The following is a 25,466-nucleotide window of genomic DNA, read 5'->3' on the forward strand; positions in this document are numbered from 1 at the left end:
TTTACTCCTGCCCATAAAATTGACGTCTATAGCCGCTTGGGGATAATCCGGTGTATTTCTTGAATACTTTGCAAAAATAGCTGTGATCCCCATAGCCGACCATACTGCTGATCTCGGAAATAGGGGCCTCCCCCGCACGCAGCAGCTCTGCCGCTTTATCCGTGCGGACCGTGTTGAGATGTTCCTTGAACCCTTCCTGGTTATGCGCCGTGAACAGACTCGATAAATACGAGGGGTTGAAATGGAAATGGCGGGCGAGTTCCGTCAGACTCAGCGGCTCTGCATAATGCTCCTCAATAAATTCCAGCAGCTTCTTCATATTGGCGTGACTGCCGGAAGCGGGTGCAGCCGAGGAAGCCAGCTCCATGACCCGGTCCAAAAAACCATCCAGAATCCCGGCAGCCGCATCCGCGTAAGGAGCCTCATCAATCGAGCGGAAAAGATCATATTTCTCCTCCTCCAGCACCTTCAAGTGACTGAACTGATTGGTCACATTGAAGATGATATTTCCCAGAAAGGATTTGAACTGAAAGACATCATTCTCATAATACGAGCAGAGCTCAGCCACATGCTGGCGAAGATCCGCAAAACCCTCCTCCAGCTGCAGCCGCTTGAGCTGCTCGGTGAACTGGCTCAGATTGAACTTTGGAAGTTCTTCAGGGAGTGGAGGCAATTCATCAGGAATCAGCACCATTAGTTCCGGAAAATAAAACCTGTATTGTTTGAGTTTCAAATAACTGTCCTGATACACAGCCGCCGCCTCATTCACCGCGCCAAAGGCCATGCTCAGACTTATGCGAAATGCTGGTTCATGTCCGGCCTGCTTCAAGGCAAGCTCTTGGAGTACCTGAATGGTATCCTCCCACATCGAAGCTTCCAGATTGATCAGAAGAAGTACAGAATCGGGCTGTACTCCGGATATCGAAACAGTAACCAAGCCCGGAACCCTCCGTTCCAGAGCTTCGCTAATCGCTGTGTAAGGAATGTGCTCTTGTGAAGACTCTCCCAAGAATCTGAATTGTCCATTCGGAAAATATTGCTCTAAAAAGACTGCGTCTTCTGCATTTAGCTCATAACCGGAGATTAATCTGCTTAGCAGGGATTCCGGGGAACGACGTTGATCTTTTGCCGCCTCGGCAGCCCCAAGTCCGGGAATCCGTTCCCTGGTCTTCTGGAGAACCTGCAGCAGTGCTCCTGCTTCCAGCCTCGGCTTCAGGATATAATCAGCTACCCCGTGCTGGAATGTGGAGCGCACATACTCGAATTCACTGAAGCTGCTCAGCACGATAACCTCCATGTCCGGGTAATCCCGCTTCACAATCCGCGTTAATTCCTCCCCATCCATGACGGGCATCACAATATCAGTGATCAGAATATGCGGCTTCAAGGTGAGGAGGGTATTTAGCGCTTCCTGCCCGTTGGAGGCTTCACCTACAATCTGAAAGCCTTCCCGCTCCCAATCCAGCACATATTTGATCCCCTGGCGGACCAGAATTTCATCGTCTACAATCAGTACCCTGCATAGCTCATTCAAGTGAATCCCCGCCTTCTTTCGTTATGATAATGAATAGCCTGCCACATATGAAGGGATTATAGAGCGCTATCACGGATATGGTCAAAGGATAATTTTTCCTTGGTAAGCTAAGACATCGGGGTTTCAGCAACAAAAAGCAGTAACGGCAGGGGATTACGCAACCGTTATGAGAACACAAAAAAACCGGTGAATTCATCACCGGTATCAACATTCCTATTTGAGATACATATGTAAAATAAAACCCATTTTTCCTGCGTTAACTATAAAATTAATATAGCATGGAAATGTCAAGATAGCAAGCATTTTTATGGAAAATGAAGAGAATCCATAGTCTCCCCTTCCGGAGAACTTAGACTGGATCAACAAACGTCCTAATTCCATTTTATCTCAGCCTATCGGTAATGTTATGATCTTCTGCACGAAGGAGGTGCGCTGGATGCAAATTGAAGTCAAAGATATCCGAAAATCATTCAAGGTGTACAAACGTCCCGAAGGAAAATGGGGTCTGCTGAAGGGGGCCTTTATGCGCAATGTGACCCAAGTGGAAGCTCTCGGGGGAATCAGCTTTGAGATTAATGAAGGGGAGCTGGTCGGGTATATCGGGCCTAACGGTGCCGGCAAATCCACCACAGTCAAGGTGATGAGCGGCATCCTTACACCGGACAGCGGTGAATGCACCATTATGGGCAAGGTTCCCTGGAAGAACCGCGTAGAGCATGTGTCCAGAATCGGCGTCGTGTTCGGGCAGCGCTCCCAGCTGTGGTGGGATGTGCCGGTAGCCGACTCTTTTGATGTGCTTAAGGATATCTACGCCATTCCTCCTGGAGACTACAAGACAAGACTTGCTGAATTAACGGCAACCCTTGGTGTGGAAGCGCTTGTAAAAACACCCGTCAGACAGCTTTCGCTTGGACAACGGATGCGTTGCGAGTTGGTGGCAGCACTGCTGCACCGGCCGAGAATCCTCTTCCTGGATGAGCCTACTATCGGGCTCGATGCGGTATCCAAGCTTGCACTCCGGAACTTTTTGAAGGAGGAAAACCGTAAGTACGGGGTGACCATGGTGCTGACCACGCACGACATGGATGACATTGAAGCACTCTGCGAACGGGTGATGGTCATTGGGCATGGACAACTGCTGTACGACGGACTACTGGGTGGCCTGCAGGAAAAATATGCTCCAGAAGTGATCATGAAGGTAAATACGGATGCCATGATCGCTGCGATGTATAATGACCTGTCGCTGGTATAAAAACTTTTAGGAGGTGTATGATGAATTTCCGGAATACCTGTAAGGCCTGCGTCTCCCTCTTCCGCATTCGTATGGCTGAAGGGCTGCAATACCGGGCTTCCGCAATATCAGGTGTGTTTGTCAGTGTCTTCTGGGCCTTCCTGGAGTGCGTACTGTTCACCGTATTTTATACATACAGCGACAACGGTGCCTGGAATAATAACGGCCTTTCTCTATCACAGACCATCTCCTACGTATGGCTGGCCCAAGGCCTGTTTGTGCTGCAATCAATGAACATTGACGGTGAGATTATGGCCAAAATCAACAACGGTGATGTCGGTGTGGAGTTATGCCGTCCGATGAATCTGTATACGCACTGGTTCGTCAAAAGCTCGGCAGGCAAGCTTGGAACCTCCTGGCTCCGCAGCCTCGCCACCATCCTGGCCGGTCTGCTGATGCCTGTCAGCTATGCGCTGGGGGCTCCTGCTTCCCCTCTTGGTTTTGTCTGTTTTCTTCTGTCAGTGGTGATGGCCTTTCTGTTGTGCTCCGCTTTTGCCATGTTAGTCACCTCCATCCGATTAAATATCACCTGGGGTGACGGGCCAACCTATATGTTATTACTGTTCAGCGGGATATTGTCGGGCACCTATCTTCCGCTCCGTCTCTGGCCTGACTTTATGCAGACTTTTCTGTATCTCCAGCCCTTTGGGGGATTCGCGGATATACCAGTCCAGCTGTATGTCGGCAGTCTCTCGCCACCAAGTGCCCTGCCTGCAATCGGTTTACAGTTTTTTTGGAGTGTCCTCTTTATACTCGCCGGACGATCGATCATGACCCGCAAACTAAAAAGTATTATCGTGCAGGGAGGTTAACAGAAGGATGATTGTTGAAGGCAAAATCTATTTCAAATATTTGCGGATGCACTTGTTGTCGGGAATGGAATACAAAGGCTGGTGGCTAATGCTGATCCAGGTGTTTGTTGTGGTCATTTCGGACCCTATCTCCACCGTGCTCCTCTTCTCACGCTTCGGCAACATCGGGGAATGGACGGTCGCCCATATTATACTGGTCTATTCACTAGCGGTAGCTTCCTTTGGACTTGCGGAGAGCCTGTGCCGCGGCTTTGATTATTTTCCCTGGCAGATGCTACGCTCCGGTGACTTTGACAGACTTCTGCTCCGTCCCCGCTCCCTGTTCGTTCAAGTCGCTGCATCCAGATTCCATCTGCACCGTCTGGTCCGTCCTGTTACGGGAATATGCGCGGCAGGCTGGGCACTCTCCGAGCTTGGTGTTTCACTTACCTTGGGGAAGATCGGCATTCTGATTATGGCACTGGCAGGGGGGTGCATTATGTACTGCGGGGTGTTCGTCCTTACTTCAGGGCTCGCGTTCTTTACCATCAAAGGGCTGGACTGGATCTATATCCTGACCAATGCCAGCTATCAAATCACACGCTGTCCTGAGCCCTACATGCCGAGAGCACTAAAAAACATGTTCAGCTTTGTACTGCCCATGTTATTTATCAGCTTCTACCCTGCAGCCACGGTATGCGGCTGGAACTATCCGCAGTGGTTGGGCTACTTGGCCCTCCCTGCCGGTGCAGGGTTTCTGGGCTTCTCTCTTCTGGTCTGGCGCTTTGGGGTACGGCATTATAAGAGCACGGGCAGCTGATATTTCGGAAGTGTACTGTTGGAAGCCATAATCGCCCACCGCAGGTTCATAGCAAATAAACTGGTGAACAAACCGCAAGTAGTCTACTAATGCGAGCTAAGATGCTTGCGGTACCCTTCTACCTTTTCCTCCCGATAACCCATGGCTTCATAAAAGACATGCGCTTCCTTCCGCTTCTCGCCGGATACGAAGATGATGTAGTAGCAGTCTTTTTCATGTGCGATGGTCTCCATGGCAGTCATAAGCTTCTTACCAAGGCCTTGACGCCGTGCCCGGGAAGAAACAACCACATTCTCAATCACCATGAACGGACGGCAATCGCCAATGAGATCCTGGCACACGATGCCCATCATTGAACCCAGCAGCTCCCCGTCTACATAAGCACCTAATAATATGTACCGGTTATCGGCCTTGATCGACCGAAATGCAGCTTCCAGCTTTTGCGGATCTGTAGGACGGTCGATCAGCTCATGGTAAAGTTTGTTCAGTGCGTCCAATGATTCGAATTCAATTTCTTTAATAGTGATCATATACAGGCACCCGCTTTCTAATGATTGATAAGACTATTCCTCTTCATACAACACGATATTCCTTAAGCACAGCCTCCACACGCTCTTCGACCGTCATATCCCCTTCCAATCTCAGCACGGGACATTGCAGCTGTGACATCCAGTCTTCATGAAGCACTCTGCTCCTAACTTCCGGCCCTGCTGTATCGTACAAAGACGCCCACTCCATAAAGGCTTGTACCTCTTGGAACATGCTTCCTCCAGGCAGACTCTCCGCACCATAGCGCTCAACTTCCCTGGCTCGCAGGCGTTCTAGCCGAACTTCCTGGGGAATCCAAAGAAATATAACCAGATCAAAACGCGGGCGCAGCCCGTCACCCCAACCACAGACCGCACCGGACAATATCCAAGGCTCCTGCTGATCGAGATCGCGCTGGATCTCAACCAGCCTTTCATTAATCTCCGTCTGTCTGGTATATTTATGCTCCCAGAAATAATCGTCGCTGTCCAAATGAACATGCGGCAGATGCTTAGTCAAAGTCCGGCCCAGCGTGCTGGTTCCAGAACCTGAAGCTCCCATGATATGAATTCTGCTGTACATATGCCCTCCTGTTCATGAACGGATTACAGCCCATTGTATATTTTGGGACAAAAAAGATACAGCGATACATCTCACTGTACCTTTTTCTGCTACAAATGTCCGGCCTCACTCCGAGATATCCGGTGGAATCCTCCGCGCCATACCCGTTGCAATGGCGGCCCGAATCACCGCATCACGTATCTCTTCAACCACTTTCTCGTTAAAAATACTCGGGATGATATATTGCTCATTCAGCTCATCCGGATGAACCACAGAAGCTATCGCCTGTGCTGCAGCCAGCTTCATCTCCAGATTGACTGTTTTGGCCCTGCAGTCCAGCGCCCCGCGGAAAATCCCGGGAAAACAAAGCACATTATTGATCTGATTGGGATAATCGCTTCTTCCGGTAGCCACTACCCTTGCGTAAGGCTCAGCCAGCTCCGGCTCAATCTCAGGGGTAGGGTTAGCCATAGCAAACACGATATTATCCTCCGCCATACTCTGAACATGCTCTACTTTCAGGATGCCACCGCTAGAGACGCCAATAAACACATCCGCCTCAGCAATAGCCTCCGTCAGTCCTCCAGTCAGCCCCTCAGGATTGGTTGCCCCGGCAAGCCAGCTCCACTCCGCATTGTCATAGCTCTGCCCCCTGTGCAGAATGCCTGCCCGGTCAACGGCATATATCTTCTGTGCACCCGCCGCCAGCAGCAGCCGGCAGATCGAAACACCCGCTGCCCCGATGCCCACAACGACAATCCGGCAATCCTCTACTCTTTTCCCAACGACTTTAAGCGCATTCAAAAGACCAGCCAAAGCTACAACCGCCGTCCCATGCTGATCGTCATGAAATACCGGAATATCCAGTTCCGCAGACAACCTCCGTTCAATCTCAAAGCAGCGGGGAGAGCTGATATCCTCCAGGTTAATGCCCCCAAACCCGGCAGCAACCGCTTTCACAATTTGGATGATCTGCTCCGGGTCTTTGGTGTTCAGACATAGCGGAAAAGCATCGATATCTGCAAGCTGTTTAAACAACATGGCTTTACCTTCCATCACAGGCATCGCCGCTTCCGGCCCGATATCGCCGAGACCCAGTACCGCAGTGCCGTCGGTGACGACAGCTACTGTATTTCTTTTCATCGTTAGTGAATAGGCTCTCCCCGGGTCCTCGGCAATCGCCATACAGACACGCGCCACACCAGGTGTGTAGACCAGTGACAGATCCTCACGGTTCTTGATCGGCATCTTCGGTGTGATCTCGATTTTGCCGCCAATGTGAGCCAGAAAGGTACGGTCCGATACATTAATGACCTTAATCCCCGGCATGTCTGCCAGTACCGTGATAACCTCGTCATTTGCGGCATCCTGCACATTTACCGTAATATCCCGTGTGGTTACATCCTTGCCTGCGCGAATCACGTCAATGGCCACAATATCGCCACCAACCGCAGCCAGCCTCGAAGCCACATCCCCAAAGGTCGCAACCGACTTGCGGATTTCCAGCCGGATGATCATCGTTGTTGCTATCGACATAGAGTCAGCCTCCTTGATCTGAGCAATCTATGTCCAATATACTACAGTTCACACTTTATACATAATTGTATCTTTTTATTCCAGCTCCATTTGCCCACATAGGCTCTCAGCCCTTCAACAGCTTGCTATCTGTTCTTTTCCCAGAGCTAAGCACTTTCATAACCGCCGCATAACAGGATTCTTTGAACACGGCATGAAGCTCATCGTTGTCGGTCATCAGCCACTGGATCAGACAGCCGTCGATGATTGCACGGATGACGGGGGCCGTTGTCTTCGGGGACAGCTCCTTGGCAAAGATCCCTTCCGCCTGCCCCAGCACCAGCACCTCCGTACTTATCCGCGCACAGTTATCATAGAAACGCTGGTTAATCTCCCGGTAGACGGGAGTCCGGCTCGCCCGGGCCAGGAAATCGAGATACACCCGATAAAAGGAACGGTTCTTGGCAGGTCCCGGAAACGCGGAGTCAATGTAGGCCTGAAGTTTGCCGGTCGCTGTTTGCTGCTCCTGCACGGCTGCCAGCTCTTTAGCGGATATTTTACTTGTCAGCCATTCCAGCAGCTCTGCCAGCACAGCATCCTTATTGTCAAAATAATAATGCACGACCCCCTTGCTGACTTCAGCATGATCGGCAATCGTCTGCAAGGTCACAGAATCATACCCCAGCTCGGACAACGCCTGAAAGGCTGCGGACAGAATCTGTTTGCGTTTCTCTTCGGACTTCTTATAACGTACCATGGGACCCCCACCAATTCAGAAATAATGTACATTATATCATAGAGATTAAAAAGTTGACCGGTCAGAATAAATATTATATAACAGACTTACCCATTACTGCTCGTCTAAGGAGAGACCTACATGACAGAAACCTTTCAAGCTTTGGTTGTGGACAAAACAGACACGTTTTCAGTAGCGGTACAGCCGCTGACTTTGGAGAAATTGCCAGCGGGAGAAGTACTGATCCGCGTTGCTTATTCCAGTGTGAACTATAAAGATGGACTTGCGAGTATCCCTAACGGAAATATCGTCCGTAATTATCCTTTTATCCCTGGGGTCGATTTGTCGGGAACAGTTGTCTCCTCCGCTGACCCGCGCTTTCAGGAAGGGCAATCCGTCATTGCCACTGGGTACGGTATCGGCGTATCCCATTACGGAGGCTTCAGCGAGTATGCGCGTATCCCGGCCGAATGGGTTATGCCTTTGCCGGAGGGACTTACATTGCGGGAAGCAATGATCTACGGTACTGCCGGCTATACCGCCGCCATGTCTATTCTCGCGATTGAAGCACACGGTGCTGCACCGGATAAGGGTAAAGTACTGGTCACGGGTGCAACCGGAGGTGTTGGCGGAGCGGCTGTTGCGATGCTGGCCAAGAAAGGCTACCAGGTTACAGCAAGTACAGGCAAAACAGATGCAGCTGAATATTTACAGACTCTGGGCGCTTCTGAAGTCATCTCCCGTGAGGAGGTCAGCGCCGGTTCAGGTAAACCGCTGGACAAGCAGTTGTGGCAGGCAGCTGTTGATGCCGTCGGTGGTGCTCCACTAGCAGCCGTACTCAGCAAAATCGCCTACGGCGGTTCTGTTGCGGCCAGTGGACTAACCGCAGGAACTGCGGTTCCGACGACAGTTCTGCCTTTTATCTTGCGGGGTGTCAGCTTACTTGGAATTGATTCGGTCGCTTGTCCGCTGGAGCAGCGCATTCAGATTTGGGATCGGATGGGGTCCGATCTGAAGCCTGAACGACTGGACGCGCTTGTGGACCGTGAGGTCACCTTAGCCGAGCTGCCTGCTGCACTGGAAGATATCCTACAATCCAACACCAGAGGCCGCGTATTGGTCCGTTTGTCGTAGACAGTGAAGCCACCGCAGGGAGTATTTCCCGGGTGGCTTTTTGTTTGGTCTGAATCCGTCTAGTACTCCGGCCTTGCGTTATGCTGTTCACAAGCACTAAGCGTTCAGCTGGTACTTTCTATTCAAACATTCTGCATACCTGGATAAGGTTGAACATAAGGCTGCTGACGGTACTCCTGAACATACGGCTGGTCGTAATATCCATGTGCAGGTGTAGGCTGGTAGCCAAAGGGCTGAAGCAATTGCGGAGCTTGAGGATACATGTATGGAGCCATATTTTTCGCGTGTGCAGCATTCGCTCCCTCTGTCTTGCCAGGTTCACAGCAACCCGCAGGCGGTCCAATAAAGGTTCCCGGTTTCACCGGTGCCAGCGCTTCCTTGAGTTCAGCTTCATTCATACAATACGTATGGGCAAGCACTTTGGGTGGCGTAAGCGTCAGCAGATCGGAGCCCAGTATGACTTCCGGAATAGGGGCATTGAATATTGCCAGCAAATGCGTGCAATCGGTTGTAGCCACCTCATAATGCCACCACCCTTGCGGTACATTCGCCACCTGGCCCGGTGTAATGGGGAAATGCAGCAGCTCATTGGTAAATGGATTGATCAGGGAGACGACGGCTTCACCAGTAATACAGTAGACCAGCTCAGCCGCATTCTGGTGGTAATGGGGTTCCACTACGTTAGACTTACTGAGGAAAATATCAAGGAGAGAGGTATTCTCCAGCGTGTTAAGCTCTTTAATCGACAGCGTATTGATATAATTACAGTCATCCTTCTTGAACGTTGTGTTGCAGTTCACATCATAGCTGAATTGTGTATTCGGTGATTTGTAATCCATGTATGAAGTCACCTGGGTATCCTTCCCTTCCGCAAATCCGGTTTTTAGCATTCTTGGAATAGCATATGTACCCGCCCAGGCCCAGGTGAATGATTTTCTCCATCTGAAGCCCGCAGAGACGGAACACTTAAGAATAAGCGGTCGATTCATAGCATAGGGGATATCCTTTCCAGCTCAAAAAAAAGCACCTTCCTTGTGGAAGATGCTTTCACATTTATTCACCTGCGATAATCGTCCGGTTCCTGCCCTGTTTCTTAGCTGAATACATCGCATAGTCCGCCTGCTTCAGCAGTTCCTCCAGTGAGCTCCCGTCGCTCGGATAATGGGCAATCCCCTGTGAGGAGGTTACCTTCATCGCCAGCGGAACATCACAGATTTCGAGCGTTTTACGGATTCGTTCCGCAACTAAATAGGCATCGCCAGCCTTGGTTCGCGGGAGAAGTACGACGAATTCTTCGCCGCCCAAGCGGCAACAGACATCCCCTGGACGAATGCTCGCTTTCAGTATACCCGCAACCTGCTTCAGAACCTCATCCCCTGCCAGATGGCCATAAGTGTCATTCACAAATTTGAATTTGTCGACATCCAGTACAATCACAGAGAAAGAAAATTGCGCGGCAATCCACTGATTCATCGTATTTTCAAGGGATCTGCGGTTGGGAAGTCCTGTCAAACTATCCGTCATCGCTTCCTGGGTGAGCTGATCGGTCTGTTCCTGAATATCTCTCCAGGCAATGGCCACCGCTTTGGTCAAAAGATCCGCCTCCCGGTTCCAATGCGGCTTCAGTACAGGGAGCTCAGCCTTTTCCTTCCCCACCTTGTTCATCAGATCAGCTAGCATGACAAAGGGCCTGGCTAATTGATGCGCCAATACAAGCACCAGCATCAGGAGAATCACAAAAGGGATCAAAGTATAGGCAAGGGTTTTGCGGAATTGGCTCCATAGCTCATCCTGAATGTAACTAACAGGAGATACAACAACCACTCCCCAGCCATTGGCCGGAACGTTCGAATAACCAGCCAGCATAGGGATACCTTTTACATTGGTTGCTTGCCTTTGCCCGCTGTGTCCTTGCATTAATTCCTGTACAATCTCATTGCTGCTGATATCCTCGTTGAGCCTTCTCTTATCCGGATGAAAGATCAGATGACCGTCCGCGCTGACAATATAATAATAGGAGCCTGTATGGTCAACTTCATTATCGTTACCATATATCATACTCAGTATATTGTTATCCTGCAGATAAATAGTCCCGCCCAATTGACCAAGATAATGTCCTTCCGAGTCAACCATGGGTTCACTCATAAAAACAATCATTCTTCCGGTTGAAGCAGAGGTATACGGCTCCGAGAGATATGGAGTTCTAAGCCGAAGCGCTTCCAGAGCCCAAGGGGAAACAACCGGTTTACCTGCCATTTCAAGGGTTGCCGGTGAAGTATTGCGGATGATCCCATCTGCGCCAACCAAGAGAATTGAATTGAAATAGGTGCTGCTCTTCCGCATCCATTCAAGGTAATCGTCCACTTGTTCAGGCTGCTCCCCCTGGATTCGGGAAAGTGTGTCCGCATTGTACTCCATACTGCTGCGCATGGACCGGAATAGTGAATCCACTGTCTTGCTCATGCGTTCAGCGTTGGTAAGATTTAAATTCAGGGTCGTTTCGATTAGAGAATTTTTTTTCGATTGAAAAGAAGCGGTAAGCAGGATCGTTGAAGTCAGAACAACCACCAATGTGACCAGACCAATCAACAATAGGGTCAGACTGAGTTTCTTGTGTGTGTGTCCTGCTTCTCCCAGTCTAGACATTCCTCAGCCTCCTTATGTTACTGGGCAGCCATTGCCGGCAGGTCCATTTGGTATTCATTATATACGATCGGCAAACAGAGTCTAGACCGTTAATATTTCCAAAACATTGCACTGCGGGCACAATTGGGGGACGGCTAAGGGGGAGCCTCAATGGCAAACCGGCCGCCAGGCTGTGCAAACATCCGAAAAGAGCAAGCGGCGGGAACTGCTCCCGTATCCGCTTGCTCTTTCTGTTCTCTAGAGTTACCAGCCGCTTCGTTCAATCAATGAAGTAATATGGGCCAAATGATGGCGGTTATGCCAGTTGTATCGCTGAATTGCTGTATCTAAAGTCAACGTACCCAGCATAAGGCTTCTAAAAGTTCTTTGAAATTGTTCCTCTTCCAGAGAATCCAGCAGGCCAGCGAATCTCCGGTTCAGATTCTCAAGCAGTGCAAGTGAGGTTTCAATCGGCTCCTCATAATAATCACTTAACTCAGCCCAAAGCTCCTCCCGGTAGGTAGGAATCTCCGGCGCTTCTTCGGTGAGTCCCCGCTTAAAGCGCAGGTAAGCATTCATATTGTTGTCGGCAAGATGGTGAACCACCTGCTTCACATTCCAGCCTCCTGGGCGGTAGGGCGTATGCAACTGCTCGAGCGTAAGTGGCAGTACGGTTGCTCTTAACACTTGCGCTATGTTACGGATTTCGTCAATGGATTGTTTGCGCTCTGACGCCGTCGGCTGTCCCGGGCTAACAAAAGGACCAATGGGATAACGTAATTGTTCGATATCGGGTAGATTAGAGTTCACTGGGCTCCCGCCCCTTTCTGCGTGCAATGCCACGCCCATCTTATTCCCTACATATTAAACCGCGCCGTCACAAACACAGCCGGGGAGTTCCAGTAGATTGTAACCTCATTCGTGGAATAGCTGAGATCATGATCAGCGAAGCACTGTGCGGCTGGCTTGCCTTGCAGATGCTGAACAACATATTCATCATGCAGCCCGCGGTCCGGTCCACCGGATACCATGCCGGGAACCGGATCAGCTACACCGTCACCAACCGATGGGCGGTGATGAGGATGCATAACCGGACGGTCGCCGAACCCTGTCACATAGCTGATGTCCAGCACATTGCGGCCCATCAGATAATGCAGATGATCCAGCGCACAGTCGCTATAGACAGTCTCCCCGCTAAAATGCTCAGCCGCCAGCAGAAGCATTGCGTTATTCATAACCAGCATATTGCTGCCCCATATATAATCCTCTTCCAGTAAGGAAATGCCGTAGCCATCCTCCCGGCTCTGCCGCACCAGACGGTCAGCTTCAGCCAACAGCCCCTGCTTAAGTGAAGTATATAAGCCCTTCTCAGTTGCAGATTCTCCGGTTAATAGATATGCCAATGTTCCATAACCGCCCATATCTGCCCAGCCCAGACTGTATTTCGGAAAAGAAAGCTCAGCCAGTGCCTGAACCGCCTGGTGATAGACCTCATCACCTGTTGTCCGGTACAGCTCAGCCGCTGCCCAGAAACGCTCGTCACGGTCCATTCCGTCTCCGTATTCTCCGGTGGTAATCTCCGGCGGATTGGTGAACCCGGGCATCTCCGGATGCTGTTCCAGCCAGCCCCATGCAGCCTGAGCCGCTGCGAGGCACTTACTTGCATAGCCTTGATCGTAAGGCTCATAGACCCTTGCCGCCATCGCCATCACACCGGCAAAGTCTCCTGTAGCAGTAGCCGAGACTGGTGAAAAATATAGAGCAGCCGTATCCTCCTCGGGCATCACATCAAGATCAGGAAAGTTCAAAGTAGTCAGCTTGTGATATACTCCGCCTGTACTCGATTCCTGCATTTTAAACAGCCAATCCAGCTCTACCTTGCATTCCAACAGCACATCCGGTGTCTTGCCATCACTCTCCGGGAGCGGAATCGAAGCCGTAAATGCAGTCGGATACAGCTCATAGGCAAGCAGCAAATCGGCTATAGCCTTCGCTCCAGGACCAGAATATTTGCCGTAATCTCCGGCATCATGCCAGCCGCCGCAGCTATCCAGCCGCAGCTCCGGTTGTCCATGTACGATGCCTTCTGTCGTGTGGCACGCTCCGTGGGCCCATGGACCGGCAAATTCTTCGGTCAGCTCGACACCGCAGCGGAAATAATAAAAGGCTTTCAAAAGTCCCTGCTGCAGTTCTCCATACGGTTTATCCGCAATGACAAAGGAAGCAGAGATATGACCACTGTCTCCTTCAAGATGGTACCTTCCTGGCGTGTTAAGCCCGGAGAAGTCCGCCGTACGAACGATGGCACCGCTGGGTTTATCCTGGACCGCGGGACCGGAATTTCCGGTATACACTACGAATCCCGTGTCTTCATTGATCACCCGGAATTCATGTCCTTCCCCGCTGAATATAGCGACTTTGGCTCCTTCTGTGGCATAACCGATTTGATTCACAAAAATATGGCGATGATCATGCGTGCTCAAGTGTTCTTCTCTCCTCTATTTAAGTGATTTTTCAGAAAGATATTCATTCCCTCTATTATTCACCTAGCAGCTTAATGAAATTGGCCGGCAAATTAAACTGCTGGTTATTGATCATGATCCGGTGCAGCTCTTCATCGGAATCGTCGCCTTGCGCCTCCTTGATTTCCTTAATTTCACGGTGGAGACGCTCCATCTGCAGATCCAGCTCATACGCTTTATCGGCTGCATTCTTCAATTCACGTGTCAAATGCTCTGGCACTGCTTGGCTGTATTTATAGAAAATCTTATGCTCCAGGCTGGCCCAGAAATCCATAGCAATCGTACGAATCTGTACCTCTACACATACATGCTCCTGGCAGTCTGACAAAAACACCGGAACCTCCACCAGCAAATGCAGGCTTTGATACCCATTAGGCTTGGGATTCTTGATATAATCTTTCACACCCAGTACCTTCAGATCATCCTGCTTCTGCAGCATGGCACTGACCTGATAAATATCGGAGATAAAAGAGCAGGTTATCCGCAGTCCGGCGATATCTTTAATGCTGGCTTTGATCGCATCGAGCGACAGCTCGCTATTTTTGCGTATCATTTTGTTCATAATGCTCTCTGGGGATTTAATCCGTGATTTGGTATGTTCAATCGGACTATAGTCATGGAGCATCTGAAATTCCTGTTTCAGGATATCAATTTTGGTCTCAATTTCCTCCAGCGCAAATTTGTAAATCATCATAAAACGGGTCAATTCATATTTAATCTGTTTAAATTTCTCGATCTGATCCTGGGTGTTCATGCTTAAGTCTCCTATCTTAATCTTTCATTCATCATAGCCAATCTACCAGCTGATTTCAAATTCCTGGCAACCAAAAAGGTTATCCCGAACTTCCGCTGCGAAACGGCTGGGATAACCTTCAGTCATGGCTCATGATTTCTGAGACTATAAAATTATTTCTTCAACCGACAAGCTGCGCTCGCGCGACAAATCCTTGAAGACATCGTCCACTTTGACGAGCGGTTTGAACATGTCCTGCGGATTGTTCATCACAATTATACCGATTTCCCCGTTGGACAGCTGAACACTTTTGCCGACAAATCCTGGCAGAAGATGTCCCGTCAGCGCCTGCACTACCGTTCCGTTCAGCTTGCCGAAGCCCATCTCATGCACCTTGCGGAGTACGGATACGAGCCCTTGCTTTGGCTGATTCAGCCTGGAGGTAGTCAGCCCCATATAAATATTCGCCACTGTGACGATTTCAGTGTAAGGATGAATCTCATTCTTAAGAATCTGATTCGGATACCCTGATCCGTCCTCTAATTCATGGTGCTGAAGTGCTACGAGTGCAGTCTTCTCATCCATCTTGGAGCCACGGATAATATCATATCCATAGGTGGTATGACGTCTCAGCTCTTCCTCCTCGGCAGGAGTCAGAATTCCGACTTTGTTCAATATCGATAATGGTACCTGGCTTTTGCCGATATCATGCAGGTAACCCGCACGGCTAATCTCATAACGCTCCTCTTTGGAGTGGCCGAGCCAAGCAGCGATATAGTACGACAGCAGGCCAACCTGCAGGGAATGATGATATGTATCAATGTCGTCACGCTCCAGCAATAACAGCAAAGAAACGACATCTTTCTGCGCGTCCAGCGTCAGGAGCAGCGGCTGTAGTGTCTCATCCACCATGGATTGCGTGAAAGAGCCATGAGCCAAAGCTTCCAGGAAAATAGATTCGTAATTCTGGATTGCAAAATCGAAATTGTCATTAAGATTATGACCGAGCCCACTTACATTTTCGGCTGTGCTAATAGGGCGCGGCTCAATATCCACATAATCAATTTTGTGCCGGATTAGGATGATGACTTCTTCACGCTGAATAACGGTTCTCTTAGGGAGAACGTGCAGGCCTACACTGTTGAAAGTGTCTGTCAGAAGACAGTCGCCGTGTTTAAGATCTGTGACATGAACTTTCAAGTCTCAGCACCCCTTTTTATGTATAGGAATAATTCCTTGAATCTTAACTAGATCATAGCCCAAAAGCCGGCAAAGTAACAATATGGTTAAAGTCATGGAACCTGACCCTGTATAGGTATTTTGAATCCCCGACTTTAGCCTCTGCTACATCCATTTCACGAATCTTTTATAGGCCAGTTTGACCCCGTTCACTTCCGCCCAGCGGGTTAATTCTTTCATAGCCTGCTCACGATCATCGATAAAACGGAAGGTAAGTCGAATAGGAGCAATCTTTTTGCCAACCGGTTTGATGCCTACGTCGGGTCCGTCAATCTGGATCATCTGAATCCCCTGTGGGTAAATGGTTTCACCGCGGATTTGCAGCGAATCGTTCCCCCACTTGATTTCTGCCGCCGGCCGCAGGGCCTTCACTATCGACAGCACAAGGATCAACCCGCATACTACCAGCCAGACAGCCATGACAAGGTGAAGTGTGGAATGGGGATGAAACGCATTGCGCGTCTCAGTGTTCCATAACCAAAATTGCATTGTAAAAATCAACCCAAGCCCCAGAATCAGACGTAGGTTCAGCGGATTCTTGATTCTGGATACAGGTAATTTGTCCTGCATGTTATCTCACCTTTCATGAATCGGAATAACGAAACTCTATCCTTAACCAGATTATGTAGCTATAATCGAAATAAAAATACTTGGGAGGACACTAACTATGTATGAGCATCTGGTTGTTTTTAGATTCAATGAGCAATACCAGCCCGAAACCGGAGAACAGCTGGTGCAGACCCTTATGGCACTGAAGGATGCTATTCCCGGAATTGAGGAGCTTACGGCAGGTATCAACGAAACGGAAGAAACAGAGAATATCCATGGCTATACGCTGGGGCTTCGCGTGACCTTCACGGATCAGGAAGCCCTTCGCAACTATGGACCGCATCCGGCACATCAGCATTTTGTGGGGCTGCTTGAGGGGATCATCGAGAATGTAGTGGTAGTTGATTACCCTATTCATTAGAAAAGATCATTGACATCCACAAGAACTTTGCCGATCAGCTTATCTTTGGCTACGAAGGGTGTGGTCCACAGATGGGCATCATAACTCGTATTCCGGTTGTCGCCCAGAAAAAAATAATGGTCTGCGGGAACCGTGACCGGCCCGAACGTATAGTTCATCTTTTCCTGAAGATATGGCTCCTCGATCTGGCTGCCGTTTCTGTACAAAGCTCCGTCCTTGATCTCAATAGTATCCCCTGGAAGTCCTATGAGGCGTTTGACATACTTTTTCTGTTCATCCCCAGGCACAGGTGGATTGAATACGACAATATCGCCATGCTTAAGCGTAGTCATCCAGAGCATTTTCTCTACCACCAACCGGTCATTGATCTGTATCGTCGGAATCATCGAACCGGTTGGGACTCGCATGGCTTCAGCTACATATGTACGGATAAATAACGACAGAACAATACCGATGGCTATGCTAGGTACCCATTGCTTCAGAAACTTTTTCATATTATATCTTCCTTTCAGATCCCGGATTATATATCAAAACGTTCAAGAATCAGAGCCATTTCGCTCTCTACATCAATCTCAGAGAACCTGGAAATATAGATCACCAGCAGCCCGCCGAAGATCTGCTCCCATCTGCCCTCATGAGCTCTAATCCTTTGCTTGAACTCTTGGATCTCACGCGATCCTGCGGCCACCTTGCTCAGCAGCCAGGCATATCGGATGTAGCCCGATTTCTGCACCGTTTCCACATAGTACGCAATCCCCTGTTTCTCTTCGACCCGAATGATATCTCCAAGCGTAATACACGGGTTGAAAATCGGCGTTTCTTCAATACGGTACTTGCCCCGTGCTATAGGCGTCACATCGAGAATCTCAATCTCCCGGCCAAGCTCATCAAAGCAAATATGCAGTCCTACTGTACCCGGCACTAGGCACACCTCCATTCCTGTCAGGCCAAATATATCCTGTTAATTATTTCATGTTTTTAAGCGATTTGGCAATAATCCTTTCGAACACCTTCCAGGGCAGCAGTGTTTTGCCAATCATCAGCAGACGGGAGCCCTTGCCGACAGGGTACCGCAGCCTTGGAGCTTGCATTGCTGTAATCCGTGCAATCAGCCTGGCAACTTGATCCGGTTCGGGTGCGGTCTCGGCACTTTGCCGGGAATAACGCACTACTTGGGACAACTGCTCTTGATAGGGAGATTGATCGCGGGTATGCATCCCCTCCAGCCCTTTGCCCCAGATCGGTGTGCGGAATGAAGCAGGCTCTACCAGTACGACCCGGATCCCAAACGGAAGCAGCTCCTGGCGCAGGCTTTCACTGAAACCTTCCACAGCGTATTTGGAAGCAGCATACGGAGCATATCCTGGAAAGCCGGTTAAACCGCTGACGCTGCTAACATTGACGATCAGACCTGTCCGCTGACTGCGCATCACTGGAAGTACGGCTTGAGTTACTTCGATCAGGCCAAAAAAGTTCGTATCCATCTGCCGGCGCCATTCCTCCATGCTCACCTCTTCCACAAAGCCGCCAACGGCAAACCCGGCATTGTTGACTAGTACATCTATCCTTCCGAATCTCTTCTTAACTGCTGCTATTGCAAGCTTTATGGACAATGAGTCCGTAACATCCAGGGCAAGCACATGGACCCGCTCTGCGACCCCGGCTTCCTCAGCCTGACGCAGCAGTTCTCCTTGGCGGGTCAGATCCCGCATGGTGGCCGCGACCTGATATCCTTTGCGTGCCAGAGCCAGTGCGGTCAGCAGACCAAAGCCGGAGGAGGCGCCAGTGATGAGGGCAATGTCATCTGCGCTTTGTCCGTTGTCGTTATTCATAACTGTACCTCGATTCAAGGAATTCACTTAGTGCAAAACTTGCTGTGGCAGCTTTAGCGTAAAATAAATCGGTTAGAGCTTCAACTTTTGGATCAAGGGTATGCCTACACGCCTGAGCAGCAGCCCCAGAAACGACCAGCCGGAGCGGTTCAGCCAGGGTGTTCCTTTATCCAATACTACCGAGTACTCTGTGGCGGCCACAGCTCCGCGGTTGCGTTTGAATTGACCTACCCCGGAGCTCTCATGCAGCAGTTCTCCCCGGCTTTCAGCAAGATCAATCAACACAGCTGACAGCATTCGGTATAGGCCGATTGACTGGGGCAGCGTAGTATCATAGCCGAACAGTGGCGCCGTCATCGCACCTTCACGGCTGTAGAAGCCAAGCACGGCGTCAAGCCTGCCATTTTTACGCAGACCGTAAATATGTAGTGTCCTCTTCTCCAATGCCAGACGGATGTAGGCTGCGGTGAACTTCGGATTGTGCTCCGAATATTTATGAATATATAGAAGCTCATATAGCTCCACAATACGGGAGATGTCCTCCTGCGTAATCCGATCAGGCGGCTCAACAGTGTATCCCTGCTTATCCAGCATAGTACGGTCACGTTTCACCAGCCATTTGGCCTTCGAGCTCTGGGGATGCTGCAGCAGATAAATCTGGCGGCTTGGTACCCATTTGCAGCCATAACCGCTGAGTGCATCCATTAATGGCCCTGAAGTCTCCTTGCTTAAGGAACGAAGTAGAATCGTATAACCGGGATACTCGGCGCGCAGATAATCCAGCACCTTCAGCAGTTGCTCCGGGTTCACCGGAGGATATAGGTTGGTGGAGAGCAGCCAGTTGTTAACCTGAACCACCCGGTTAAACCGGGCAGTTCTAAGCATAAAACCCATCCCCCGCAAAAGAGCGGCAAGGACTCCCTCCAGCAGCCGGTTATTCAGCAAAGCAAGCTCTTCATGGGCATAGCTGACATAGTGCGTATAGGGAGAGCAGACATACGAGTTGGTATACTCGGCTTCATTTATGGTAATGGGTATAGGCAAGCCGTCAACTGCAACTACCCTGATGGTTGTACGCACATTAGTAAAGTAATGTTCTGCAGGATGCTCCAGCATGGCTGAAATATATTGCTGTGCATGGCGGCCATAATCCGTATCCGGCCATTGCAGTTCCCGTAGGCTGTTCCTGTCGTATTCAAATACTCTGTTGCTCAAAGCTTCCAGCTCCTCTCTACCCGCCGAAGCTTCACCGGACCAGGAGAGAAGCTATATTCGGTGAACTGAAGCTGAGGCGGAATACACCTGAGACGGGAAAACACACGCGCGAATTCCCCGGTTAACAAGGATTCAATATCCTCAGAGCATCCCTCTCGTGAGCGGTACGAAATTTCCAGATCCAGCGGACTGCGCTGAATAACCCGGTAATGCTCGATCTCCGGAGAAGCAGCCAGTACAGCCCGGGTGATAAAATCGGGAAACAGCGTGACGAGCTGTCCGTTCTCCAAATGGGGAAGATACAGAATATCATCGCACCGTCCTTCAATACGTTCTATGGCGGTAAACAAAGAACCGCAAGAACAAGGCGCAGACCGTTCGGTCAGAATATCATTCAGCCGGTAGCGGATAATGGGCTGGATCTTTCTTGAAAAGTCCGTCACCACCGGCACGAAACGCCTGGATTCACGATCCAGATACTCTTTTTCAATATGAACAATATCTTCATTAAGATGCAGGGTGCCGTGCTCACAGGTATATCCAAGAAATCCCTCCGTACATTGGTAGGCCTGGTGTACCTTCTGACCAAAGATTCGCTCGATATACTCCCGGTCCAGCGGGTCCAGAACCTCCGCAACAGAAATCAGGCGACGTGGATGAACCGTCAAGCTGCCCGACAGACGCGCTTCAGCGAGCATACGAAGCATGGACGGCGGCGCGATCCAGATGTCCGGGCTGTACTGCTCCAGCCTTGCCACCAGCTGATCGACCGGCTCCAGCAGATCGAAATACTGGAATTGCAGCCGTCCTTGTCTGACAGATTCATAGAGATTACTGTTAGCCCGCAGGAAAAATGCAATCTTCGTCCGTTGCCATAGTCCTCCCGGCAGCAGCTTGGCCAGAACGGTACCCGTCCAGGCAGCCTGTTCTTCTTCACTGACAAGAAAGATCCCCCGGCTTCCTGATGTTCCCGACGACAAACCAACCGTAATTCCATGCAATGTTGGTTTAAAATGACGGCTGTTCTCTGCTTCATAAGCCTCAGCGAAAGCCATGTCTTTGGTAATCCCTACTGTATTGAGTGTATCAAAATGATCCATCATGAGCTGTTTCTCAATGATTGGAAAGCGGCGCCAGTCCGCGGCTGGGATATTATCCCACAGATCACGGTAATAAGGCGAGTCATGGCGGATCTGTTCCACATGGCGTCTGATCCTCTTCTCCTGCCACCGTTCCAGAGCATCCCGGTTCTTCCAGTGCTGCCGCCGCTTCGTAAGGCCGTAATACCATAGTGTCCGCAGGAGCCGTCTCATTTCACACCGCCTGTTCCCCACAGTGCCAGTGCTTCGCGGCAGTGGCTGGGTACAATCCTCAGCCCTGGGAAGTTCTCGTGAATCTGACGTAAAAGGTCAAAATTCAGCCGGTATTCCTTGCGGTTAGACATAATGATACCGGCTGCAGGATGCGGCCTGCGGTTCTCGCGAAAAGCACGGCTCGACCATACGGTATCCGCGCAGAGCAGGTAGTCATTCCCTCCATCAGAGACAAACAAGCCGATCATCCCGGCGGCATGACCGGACATTTCTACCGCCAGCAGACTTCCGTCTCCCAGCAGGTCATATGCATCTTTGAAGGGAAATCCGGAATCCAGCGGGCGTCGCGGTGAACGCTCGTCTATAGGTAAAGAACGTGCAGCAAAATCTTCAGGAAGCAGGCCCGGAAGAAATCCGGCCCGCAGTGCCTTAATGGTTCCAAGATTGCGTACGGACTCGTAAGCTTTCTGCAAATAAATGAACTGTGCCCGGGGGAAGTCCCGGACACCACCGATGTGGTCAGCATGAAAATGCGAGAGCACCATATAACGAATCTCTTCAGGCTGAATACCAGCTTCCCGAAGCCGCTCCACGGCACTTTCGCCTTCCTTGAAAACTACGGGTGTAATATGACGGTACAGTGCAGCCGGAAGCTTCGCTGTCTCTTGAAAGAACCGGGCACTATATCCTGTATCGAACAAGATCGGTCCATACTGTGGATGCCTCAGCAGCGCATACCCTGCTGGAAAAGGAACGGATCTAAATGTGCCTCCCCTCAGTGTCAATGCTTCAGGATGCACGCAGTATCCAGCAGACAAGATCGACACCGTTACCGGGATTGAAGTTATCATTTGTATTCTCTCCACCATTCCGCAAAGGACAGAAGACCTTCGTCTATAGTTACACGGGGATGATAGCCAAGCATTTCCCGCGCTAGTGAAATATCGAGTGTCTGAGAGACCCCGAGGGCCGAAGCCGAATAACGGGTAAGCATCGGCTCACCCAGAAATGGAAGCAGTGTATGTACCCCCTCCAATATTCCGGCAACTGCATAAGCGGAACGATATGGAATCTGTCTGCTACGCAGCGGGATCTCTAGCCGGGCAAACAGCCGCACGAGCAGTTCCTTGAACATAATTGGCTCGTCGTTTGAAATATTGTACGCTCGTCCGGCCGCTGTGGACGGGGCGCTGCTGCAGAGCAGCATAGCATCAACAACATTCTCCACGCAGGTCACATCGATCATAGCCCCTCCACCATCAAGCAGAGGTACACCTTTAGCCTCATTGGCCGCGAGCAGCCGCGGAAACAAGGCATTGTCCATAGGACCGAATATCGCCCTCGGGCGCAGTATAAATGCCATTAGTCCCTGGGCAGCAGCCTGCTCTACTGCCTGTTCCGCCATTAATTTGGTTGCCGCATAGCGGTTAGCCGGTTTCGGAGGGAGCGGATCTGCTTCCCGGATGCCGAACCGGCTTTGGCGGCTTGAATATATGCTCGGGGTCGATATATGAATCAGCCGCTGGACCTTGTGCCGCATGCAGCCCTCAACAATATTCTGTGTAGCTGTAACGTTGCATGAGTAAAAGTCACTATATTTGCCCCAGGGCGATGATAGTGCCGCACAATGGAAGACTACATCCATTCCGGCACACGCCCGGACCGCCGCTTCACGCTGACGCAAATCCTCACATACAAACACAGCACCAGCCTGTTCAATCTGTTCGCCGATTTCCCGGTTGCGCCCGAGGCCATATACTTCCCAGCCCAGCTCTACAAGCCTCCGTACCGTATGAAGGCCAAGAAAGCCGGTTGCGCCTGTTACAAGTGCTCTAACCATCATTCACCGTTCCATTCTATGTCTTCTGTCAAGGCTTCAGTAACCGAAATCTTATTCTGCCGGGCTAGGCGATAGGCATGGTAGACAATGCGAAGCTGCTCGCGGAAAGGTCGCATATCATCCTTACGGAAGATCACATCTTCAGCTGCACGGAACGCCTTTATCCACCTCACCCAGCCCCCCGGTCCAGGGTGTAGGCCACACGAAAGCATGGGTAGGGCGAGCATTGCTTTTTTGCCTGAACGCGGTGTGCTGACGCTTCCGTGCTGTTTAATCATATCAGGACTAAGCAAAGCCTCGACCAGCCCATCATCCGGAGCGAACAAATGAATTCCGCTGGTCGCCCGCGGGTTACATTCGATCGGGTACAAAACGCCGTCCTCCGCCTGGATGAAATCGAAGCCGATCTGGCCGCTGAATCCGGTGGCCCTGGCGAAATGCTGTATCCATTCAAAGGCTCCCGTATGCTCCACTAGCTCGAAATACACGCTCGCCCCCGCCTTACCCGTCCTGTACCTGCTGCCATAAGCAGCATGAGCGGACACCTCACCTTGATGCACAACACTATAAGTGCATATTGCCGCTCCCTTAATAAATTGCTGAGCCACCCATGGAGCAGCCAGGCCAATGCCAAGCGGAGCTGCAGCCCTGCTTGATCCGGCAAGGTCTTCCTGACCTCCGCTGATATCACCGGGCAAAATGACTTTGGAAGCAAAGCGGGAATATGCCGGCTTGTACACCCAGGATTCTCCCATCCGCGCCGCTTCCTCCGTCTGACTGTTCCATTCTTCAGGGCTGCTTAGCAGATGTGTCACAGGGATAGTAAATCCCAGCTCCCTCGCCCAGGCCATGAAATCACCCTTATGATGCAAACGGGCCAGCGTCTCCCGACCCGCAGAGAGCACGCGGCAGCCGCTAAAGCGGTCAAGGCTCGCTGATATATAAAAAATCTCTTCGCACAGTGGAATCAGCACATGAATGTCCAGTTCTTTGACCAGCTTCACCAGCTCATCAATATAGTCCGCCGGACGATGCCTTGGCGGGGGCACAAGATAGCTGCATTCTACAGCTGAGGAAACCCTGCACAGGTGATACTCGGCGCTTTCAGCAGCAAATACCCGGTGGCCAGATACCCGCAGCAGCCTGGACAACTCCAGTGCCACAGGGGCCCTCCCCCCTGTAATAAGCACATTCTTTACTGCTGGTTTGGCTGGGAGATCAGTAGTCAATAATCATGCCCCCCAGTGATAATCCTGCCGCAGTGCCAATGAACAGTATGCGGTCTCCCCGCTGCACCCGCCCCTGTATGACCGCTTCATGTAGTCCCATGGGGATGGAGGCTGCAATGGTATTGCCATGTCCTGGCGTATTATCGAGAAATCTGTCCTCGGCAATACCAAGCTTTTTGCGGAGCAGCCTCATTGCCATCGCGCTTCCCTGATGAGGTACAACCAGACGGAAATCATCCATTTGCGTATCTGTCTGTGTCAGCATTTCATTTATGAAATCCGGAAGAAGCTTGGAAGCTTTGCGGAATATGGCTTGCCCGTCCATATGAAATAAATAAGGCAAAGCATTCTCCTTACTGTATTTGTGAGCATGCAGCCTTGTTCCTCCGCCGGCAATCTCAGAGTATCGTGCACCGCTACTGTAGGTTTTGAGCGAGGCATGGAGAATCTTCGAGGAATCACCGGCAGCACTCGGGCCGATGACCACTGCAGCCGCCCCGTCGCCAAATAACGCCGCACTCTCCTTATCCTCATAATTAAGTCCAGCTGAGGCAATCTCTGAAGCTACCAGAAGCACGTTCCGGTATCTGCCGGCTTCCACCATATAAGACATAACATCCAGACCTACCAGAAAGCTGAGACAGGTAGAGTCGATATCAAAAGCCGGGACACCGGAGTCCTCCTGTCCCATCGCCTGTTGAATAAATACTGCCGTACTGGGCAGGGGTTGCTCTTTAGTTCCGCTCGTGCAGACCAGGCAATCAATATCGGCAAAGCTCAGTCCCGCTGCCGCAAGCGCAGCTTCAGCGGCTCTGGCACCCATACTGGAGGCGGTTTCGCCCTCCCCGGCATAATGCCGTACGCCTACTCCTGTTACTTTGCCGACCCAGCCGGAAGGTGTGCCGAGCCTCATATCCAATTCCTCGTCCGTCACCTTTCTGCCTGGTAAATACTTGCCGGTACCCAAGATTTTCACATGTCTAAGCTGCACGATGTCATCTCCCTGTCTATACTGCTTCTGCTGCGGGTTTTATCCAT

26 protein-coding genes are annotated in these 25,466 nt (G+C 50.7%); 5 read left to right on the forward strand and 21 right to left on the reverse strand.

The features are described from left to right. Position 1 precedes the first annotated feature (1 nt). A complete protein-coding gene (locus ACAN54_RS09815; RefSeq protein ID WP_379153494.1) occupies positions 2–1,534 on the reverse strand; it encodes a response regulator in 1,533 nt (510 codons plus the stop codon). Between the two features lie 436 nt (positions 1,535–1,970). Here ACAN54_RS09815 and ACAN54_RS09820 point away from each other — a divergent pair, with 436 nt between their 5' ends. Genes ACAN54_RS09820 through ACAN54_RS09830 form a run of 3 tightly spaced genes read left to right on the forward strand, consistent with a single transcriptional unit; the run spans position 1,971 to position 4,436 of the window. Continuing rightward, a complete protein-coding gene (locus tag ACAN54_RS09820) occupies positions 1,971–2,786 on the forward strand; it encodes an ABC transporter ATP-binding protein (protein ID WP_379153496.1) in 816 nt (271 codons plus the stop codon). 20 nt (positions 2,787–2,806) lie between these two features. Next, positions 2,807–3,637 (forward strand): ABC transporter permease, encoded by an 831-nt coding sequence (locus tag ACAN54_RS09825; RefSeq protein ID WP_379153498.1) that lies wholly within the window; start codon positions 2,807–2,809, stop codon positions 3,635–3,637. Between the two features lie 7 nt (positions 3,638–3,644). After that, entirely contained in the window at positions 3,645–4,436 is a 792-nt protein-coding gene (locus tag ACAN54_RS09830) for an ABC transporter permease (RefSeq protein WP_379153500.1), read from the forward strand. Between the two features lie 86 nt (positions 4,437–4,522). On the opposite strand, the gene ACAN54_RS09835 is transcribed toward ACAN54_RS09830, so the two are convergent. From ACAN54_RS09835 to ACAN54_RS09850, 4 genes are all read right to left on the reverse strand, one after another. Beyond that, complete coding sequence (locus ACAN54_RS09835) at positions 4,523–4,966, reverse strand: GNAT family N-acetyltransferase (RefSeq protein WP_379153502.1); 444 nt, start codon at positions 4,964–4,966, stop codon at positions 4,523–4,525. A gap of 43 nt (positions 4,967–5,009) precedes the next feature. Further along, positions 5,010–5,546, reverse strand: coding sequence for an AAA family ATPase (locus ACAN54_RS09840; RefSeq protein ID WP_379153504.1), 537 nt, complete (start codon positions 5,544–5,546; stop codon positions 5,010–5,012). Positions 5,547–5,651: 105 nt separating this feature from the next. Further along, positions 5,652–7,061 carry an NAD-dependent malic enzyme gene (locus tag ACAN54_RS09845; RefSeq protein WP_379153506.1) on the reverse strand — a complete coding sequence of 470 codons (1,410 nt, stop codon included), beginning with the start codon at positions 7,059–7,061 and terminating at the stop codon, positions 5,652–5,654. Between the two features lie 106 nt (positions 7,062–7,167). After that, positions 7,168–7,797 carry a TetR/AcrR family transcriptional regulator gene (locus ACAN54_RS09850; protein ID WP_379153508.1) on the reverse strand — a complete coding sequence of 210 codons (630 nt, stop codon included), beginning with the start codon at positions 7,795–7,797 and terminating at the stop codon, positions 7,168–7,170. 120 nt (positions 7,798–7,917) lie between these two features. Here ACAN54_RS09850 and ACAN54_RS09855 point away from each other — a divergent pair, with 120 nt between their 5' ends. Then, a complete protein-coding gene (locus ACAN54_RS09855) occupies positions 7,918–8,910 on the forward strand; it encodes an acrylyl-CoA reductase family protein (RefSeq protein WP_379153510.1) in 993 nt (330 codons plus the stop codon). Positions 8,911–9,032: 122 nt separating this feature from the next. Here the strand turns inward: ACAN54_RS09855 and ACAN54_RS09860 are convergent, their stop codons facing one another. From ACAN54_RS09860 to ACAN54_RS09890, 7 genes are all read right to left on the reverse strand, one after another. Further along, a complete protein-coding gene (locus ACAN54_RS09860) occupies positions 9,033–9,800 on the reverse strand; it encodes a cupin domain-containing protein (protein ID WP_379153512.1) in 768 nt (255 codons plus the stop codon). A gap of 163 nt (positions 9,801–9,963) precedes the next feature. Next, positions 9,964–11,556 (reverse strand): sensor domain-containing diguanylate cyclase, encoded by a 1,593-nt coding sequence (locus ACAN54_RS09865; protein WP_379153514.1) that lies wholly within the window; start codon positions 11,554–11,556, stop codon positions 9,964–9,966. Positions 11,557–11,799: 243 nt separating this feature from the next. Then, positions 11,800–12,345 carry a YfiT family bacillithiol transferase gene (locus ACAN54_RS09870; protein WP_379153516.1) on the reverse strand — a complete coding sequence of 182 codons (546 nt, stop codon included), beginning with the start codon at positions 12,343–12,345 and terminating at the stop codon, positions 11,800–11,802. 47 nt (positions 12,346–12,392) lie between these two features. Then, on the reverse strand, positions 12,393–14,018 hold the full coding sequence (locus tag ACAN54_RS09875; protein WP_379153518.1) for a glycoside hydrolase family 9 protein: 1,626 nt from the start codon (positions 14,016–14,018) through the stop codon (positions 12,393–12,395). A gap of 55 nt (positions 14,019–14,073) precedes the next feature. Continuing rightward, on the reverse strand, positions 14,074–14,811 hold the full coding sequence (locus tag ACAN54_RS09880) for a GTP pyrophosphokinase (protein ID WP_379153520.1): 738 nt from the start codon (positions 14,809–14,811) through the stop codon (positions 14,074–14,076). Positions 14,812–14,955: 144 nt separating this feature from the next. Next, a complete protein-coding gene (locus ACAN54_RS09885) occupies positions 14,956–15,990 on the reverse strand; it encodes an HD-GYP domain-containing protein (RefSeq protein ID WP_379153522.1) in 1,035 nt (344 codons plus the stop codon). A gap of 144 nt (positions 15,991–16,134) precedes the next feature. Next, positions 16,135–16,599, reverse strand: coding sequence for a hypothetical protein (locus tag ACAN54_RS09890; protein ID WP_379153524.1), 465 nt, complete (start codon positions 16,597–16,599; stop codon positions 16,135–16,137). A 97-nt stretch (positions 16,600–16,696) separates the two neighbouring features. Here ACAN54_RS09890 and ACAN54_RS09895 point away from each other — a divergent pair, with 97 nt between their 5' ends. Beyond that, positions 16,697–16,999, forward strand: a complete 303-nt coding sequence (locus ACAN54_RS09895) for a Dabb family protein (protein WP_379153526.1) — start codon at positions 16,697–16,699, stop codon at positions 16,997–16,999. On the opposite strand, the gene lepB is transcribed toward ACAN54_RS09895, so the two are convergent. Genes lepB through ACAN54_RS09940 form a run of 9 tightly spaced genes read right to left on the reverse strand, consistent with a single transcriptional unit; the run spans position 16,996 to position 25,419 of the window. Beyond that, complete coding sequence (lepB, locus tag ACAN54_RS09900) at positions 16,996–17,493, reverse strand: signal peptidase I (RefSeq protein ID WP_379153528.1); 498 nt, start codon at positions 17,491–17,493, stop codon at positions 16,996–16,998. The two genes, ACAN54_RS09895 and lepB, sit on opposite strands and share 4 nt — an antisense overlap. Positions 17,494–17,519: 26 nt before the next feature. After that, on the reverse strand, positions 17,520–17,921 hold the full coding sequence (locus ACAN54_RS09905; RefSeq protein ID WP_379153530.1) for a DUF4265 domain-containing protein: 402 nt from the start codon (positions 17,919–17,921) through the stop codon (positions 17,520–17,522). A gap of 43 nt (positions 17,922–17,964) precedes the next feature. Next, positions 17,965–18,849, reverse strand: coding sequence for an SDR family oxidoreductase (locus ACAN54_RS09910; RefSeq protein ID WP_379153532.1), 885 nt, complete (start codon positions 18,847–18,849; stop codon positions 17,965–17,967). 54 nt (positions 18,850–18,903) lie between these two features. Next, entirely contained in the window at positions 18,904–20,046 is a 1,143-nt protein-coding gene (locus tag ACAN54_RS09915; protein WP_379153535.1) for a GNAT family N-acetyltransferase, read from the reverse strand. Next, positions 20,043–21,359 (reverse strand): F390 synthetase-related protein, encoded by a 1,317-nt coding sequence (locus ACAN54_RS09920; RefSeq protein WP_379153537.1) that lies wholly within the window; start codon positions 21,357–21,359, stop codon positions 20,043–20,045. The genes ACAN54_RS09915 and ACAN54_RS09920 overlap by 4 nt, the downstream gene beginning before the upstream one ends. Beyond that, a complete protein-coding gene (locus ACAN54_RS09925; RefSeq protein WP_379153539.1) occupies positions 21,356–22,210 on the reverse strand; it encodes an MBL fold metallo-hydrolase in 855 nt (284 codons plus the stop codon). Before ACAN54_RS09925 ends, ACAN54_RS09920 begins: the two co-directional genes overlap by 4 nt. Further along, positions 22,207–23,202 carry an NAD-dependent epimerase/dehydratase family protein gene (locus tag ACAN54_RS09930; RefSeq protein ID WP_379153541.1) on the reverse strand — a complete coding sequence of 332 codons (996 nt, stop codon included), beginning with the start codon at positions 23,200–23,202 and terminating at the stop codon, positions 22,207–22,209. Before ACAN54_RS09930 ends, ACAN54_RS09925 begins: the two co-directional genes overlap by 4 nt. Beyond that, positions 23,199–24,428 (reverse strand): ATP-grasp domain-containing protein, encoded by a 1,230-nt coding sequence (locus tag ACAN54_RS09935; protein WP_379153543.1) that lies wholly within the window; start codon positions 24,426–24,428, stop codon positions 23,199–23,201. The genes ACAN54_RS09930 and ACAN54_RS09935 overlap by 4 nt, the downstream gene beginning before the upstream one ends. Continuing rightward, complete coding sequence (locus tag ACAN54_RS09940; protein ID WP_379153545.1) at positions 24,418–25,419, reverse strand: beta-ketoacyl-ACP synthase III; 1,002 nt, start codon at positions 25,417–25,419, stop codon at positions 24,418–24,420. The genes ACAN54_RS09935 and ACAN54_RS09940 overlap by 11 nt, the downstream gene beginning before the upstream one ends. Positions 25,420–25,466 lie beyond the last annotated feature (47 nt).

The organism is Paenibacillus diazotrophicus (genome assembly GCF_042610465.1).

What these genes read in the sequence shown, in the direction of transcription:
- ACAN54_RS09820 (WP_379153496.1), top strand. Translation starts at nt 1,971, where the DNA reads ATGCAAATTGAAGTCAAAGATATCCGAAAATCATTCAAGGTGTACAAA.
- ACAN54_RS09825 (WP_379153498.1), top strand. Translation starts at nt 2,807, where the DNA reads ATGAATTTCCGGAATACCTGTAAGGCCTGCGTCTCCCTCTTCCGCATT.
- ACAN54_RS09830 (WP_379153500.1), top strand. Translation starts at nt 3,645, where the DNA reads ATGATTGTTGAAGGCAAAATCTATTTCAAATATTTGCGGATGCACTTG.
- ACAN54_RS09835 (WP_379153502.1), bottom strand. Translation starts at nt 4,966, where the DNA reads ATGATCACTATTAAAGAAATTGAATTCGAATCATTGGACGCACTGAAC.
- ACAN54_RS09840 (WP_379153504.1), bottom strand. Translation starts at nt 5,546, where the DNA reads ATGTACAGCAGAATTCATATCATGGGAGCTTCAGGTTCTGGAACCAGC.
- ACAN54_RS09845 (WP_379153506.1), bottom strand. Translation starts at nt 7,061, where the DNA reads ATGTCGATAGCAACAACGATGATCATCCGGCTGGAAATCCGCAAGTCG.
- ACAN54_RS09850 (WP_379153508.1), bottom strand. Translation starts at nt 7,797, where the DNA reads ATGGTACGTTATAAGAAGTCCGAAGAGAAACGCAAACAGATTCTGTCC.
- ACAN54_RS09855 (WP_379153510.1), top strand. Translation starts at nt 7,918, where the DNA reads ATGACAGAAACCTTTCAAGCTTTGGTTGTGGACAAAACAGACACGTTT.
- ACAN54_RS09860 (WP_379153512.1), bottom strand. Translation starts at nt 9,800, where the DNA reads ATGCTAAAAACCGGATTTGCGGAAGGGAAGGATACCCAGGTGACTTCA.
- ACAN54_RS09865 (WP_379153514.1), bottom strand. Translation starts at nt 11,556, where the DNA reads ATGTCTAGACTGGGAGAAGCAGGACACACACACAAGAAACTCAGTCTG.
- ACAN54_RS09880 (WP_379153520.1), bottom strand. Translation starts at nt 14,811, where the DNA reads ATGAACACCCAGGATCAGATCGAGAAATTTAAACAGATTAAATATGAA.
- ACAN54_RS09890 (WP_379153524.1), bottom strand. Translation starts at nt 16,599, where the DNA reads ATGCAGGACAAATTACCTGTATCCAGAATCAAGAATCCGCTGAACCTA.
- ACAN54_RS09895 (WP_379153526.1), top strand. Translation starts at nt 16,697, where the DNA reads ATGTATGAGCATCTGGTTGTTTTTAGATTCAATGAGCAATACCAGCCC.
- lepB (WP_379153528.1), bottom strand. Translation starts at nt 17,493, where the DNA reads ATGAAAAAGTTTCTGAAGCAATGGGTACCTAGCATAGCCATCGGTATT.
- ACAN54_RS09920 (WP_379153537.1), bottom strand. Translation starts at nt 21,359, where the DNA reads ATGAGACGGCTCCTGCGGACACTATGGTATTACGGCCTTACGAAGCGG.
- ACAN54_RS09925 (WP_379153539.1), bottom strand. Translation starts at nt 22,210, where the DNA reads ATGATAACTTCAATCCCGGTAACGGTGTCGATCTTGTCTGCTGGATAC.
- ACAN54_RS09930 (WP_379153541.1), bottom strand. Translation starts at nt 23,202, where the DNA reads ATGATGGTTAGAGCACTTGTAACAGGCGCAACCGGCTTTCTTGGCCTT.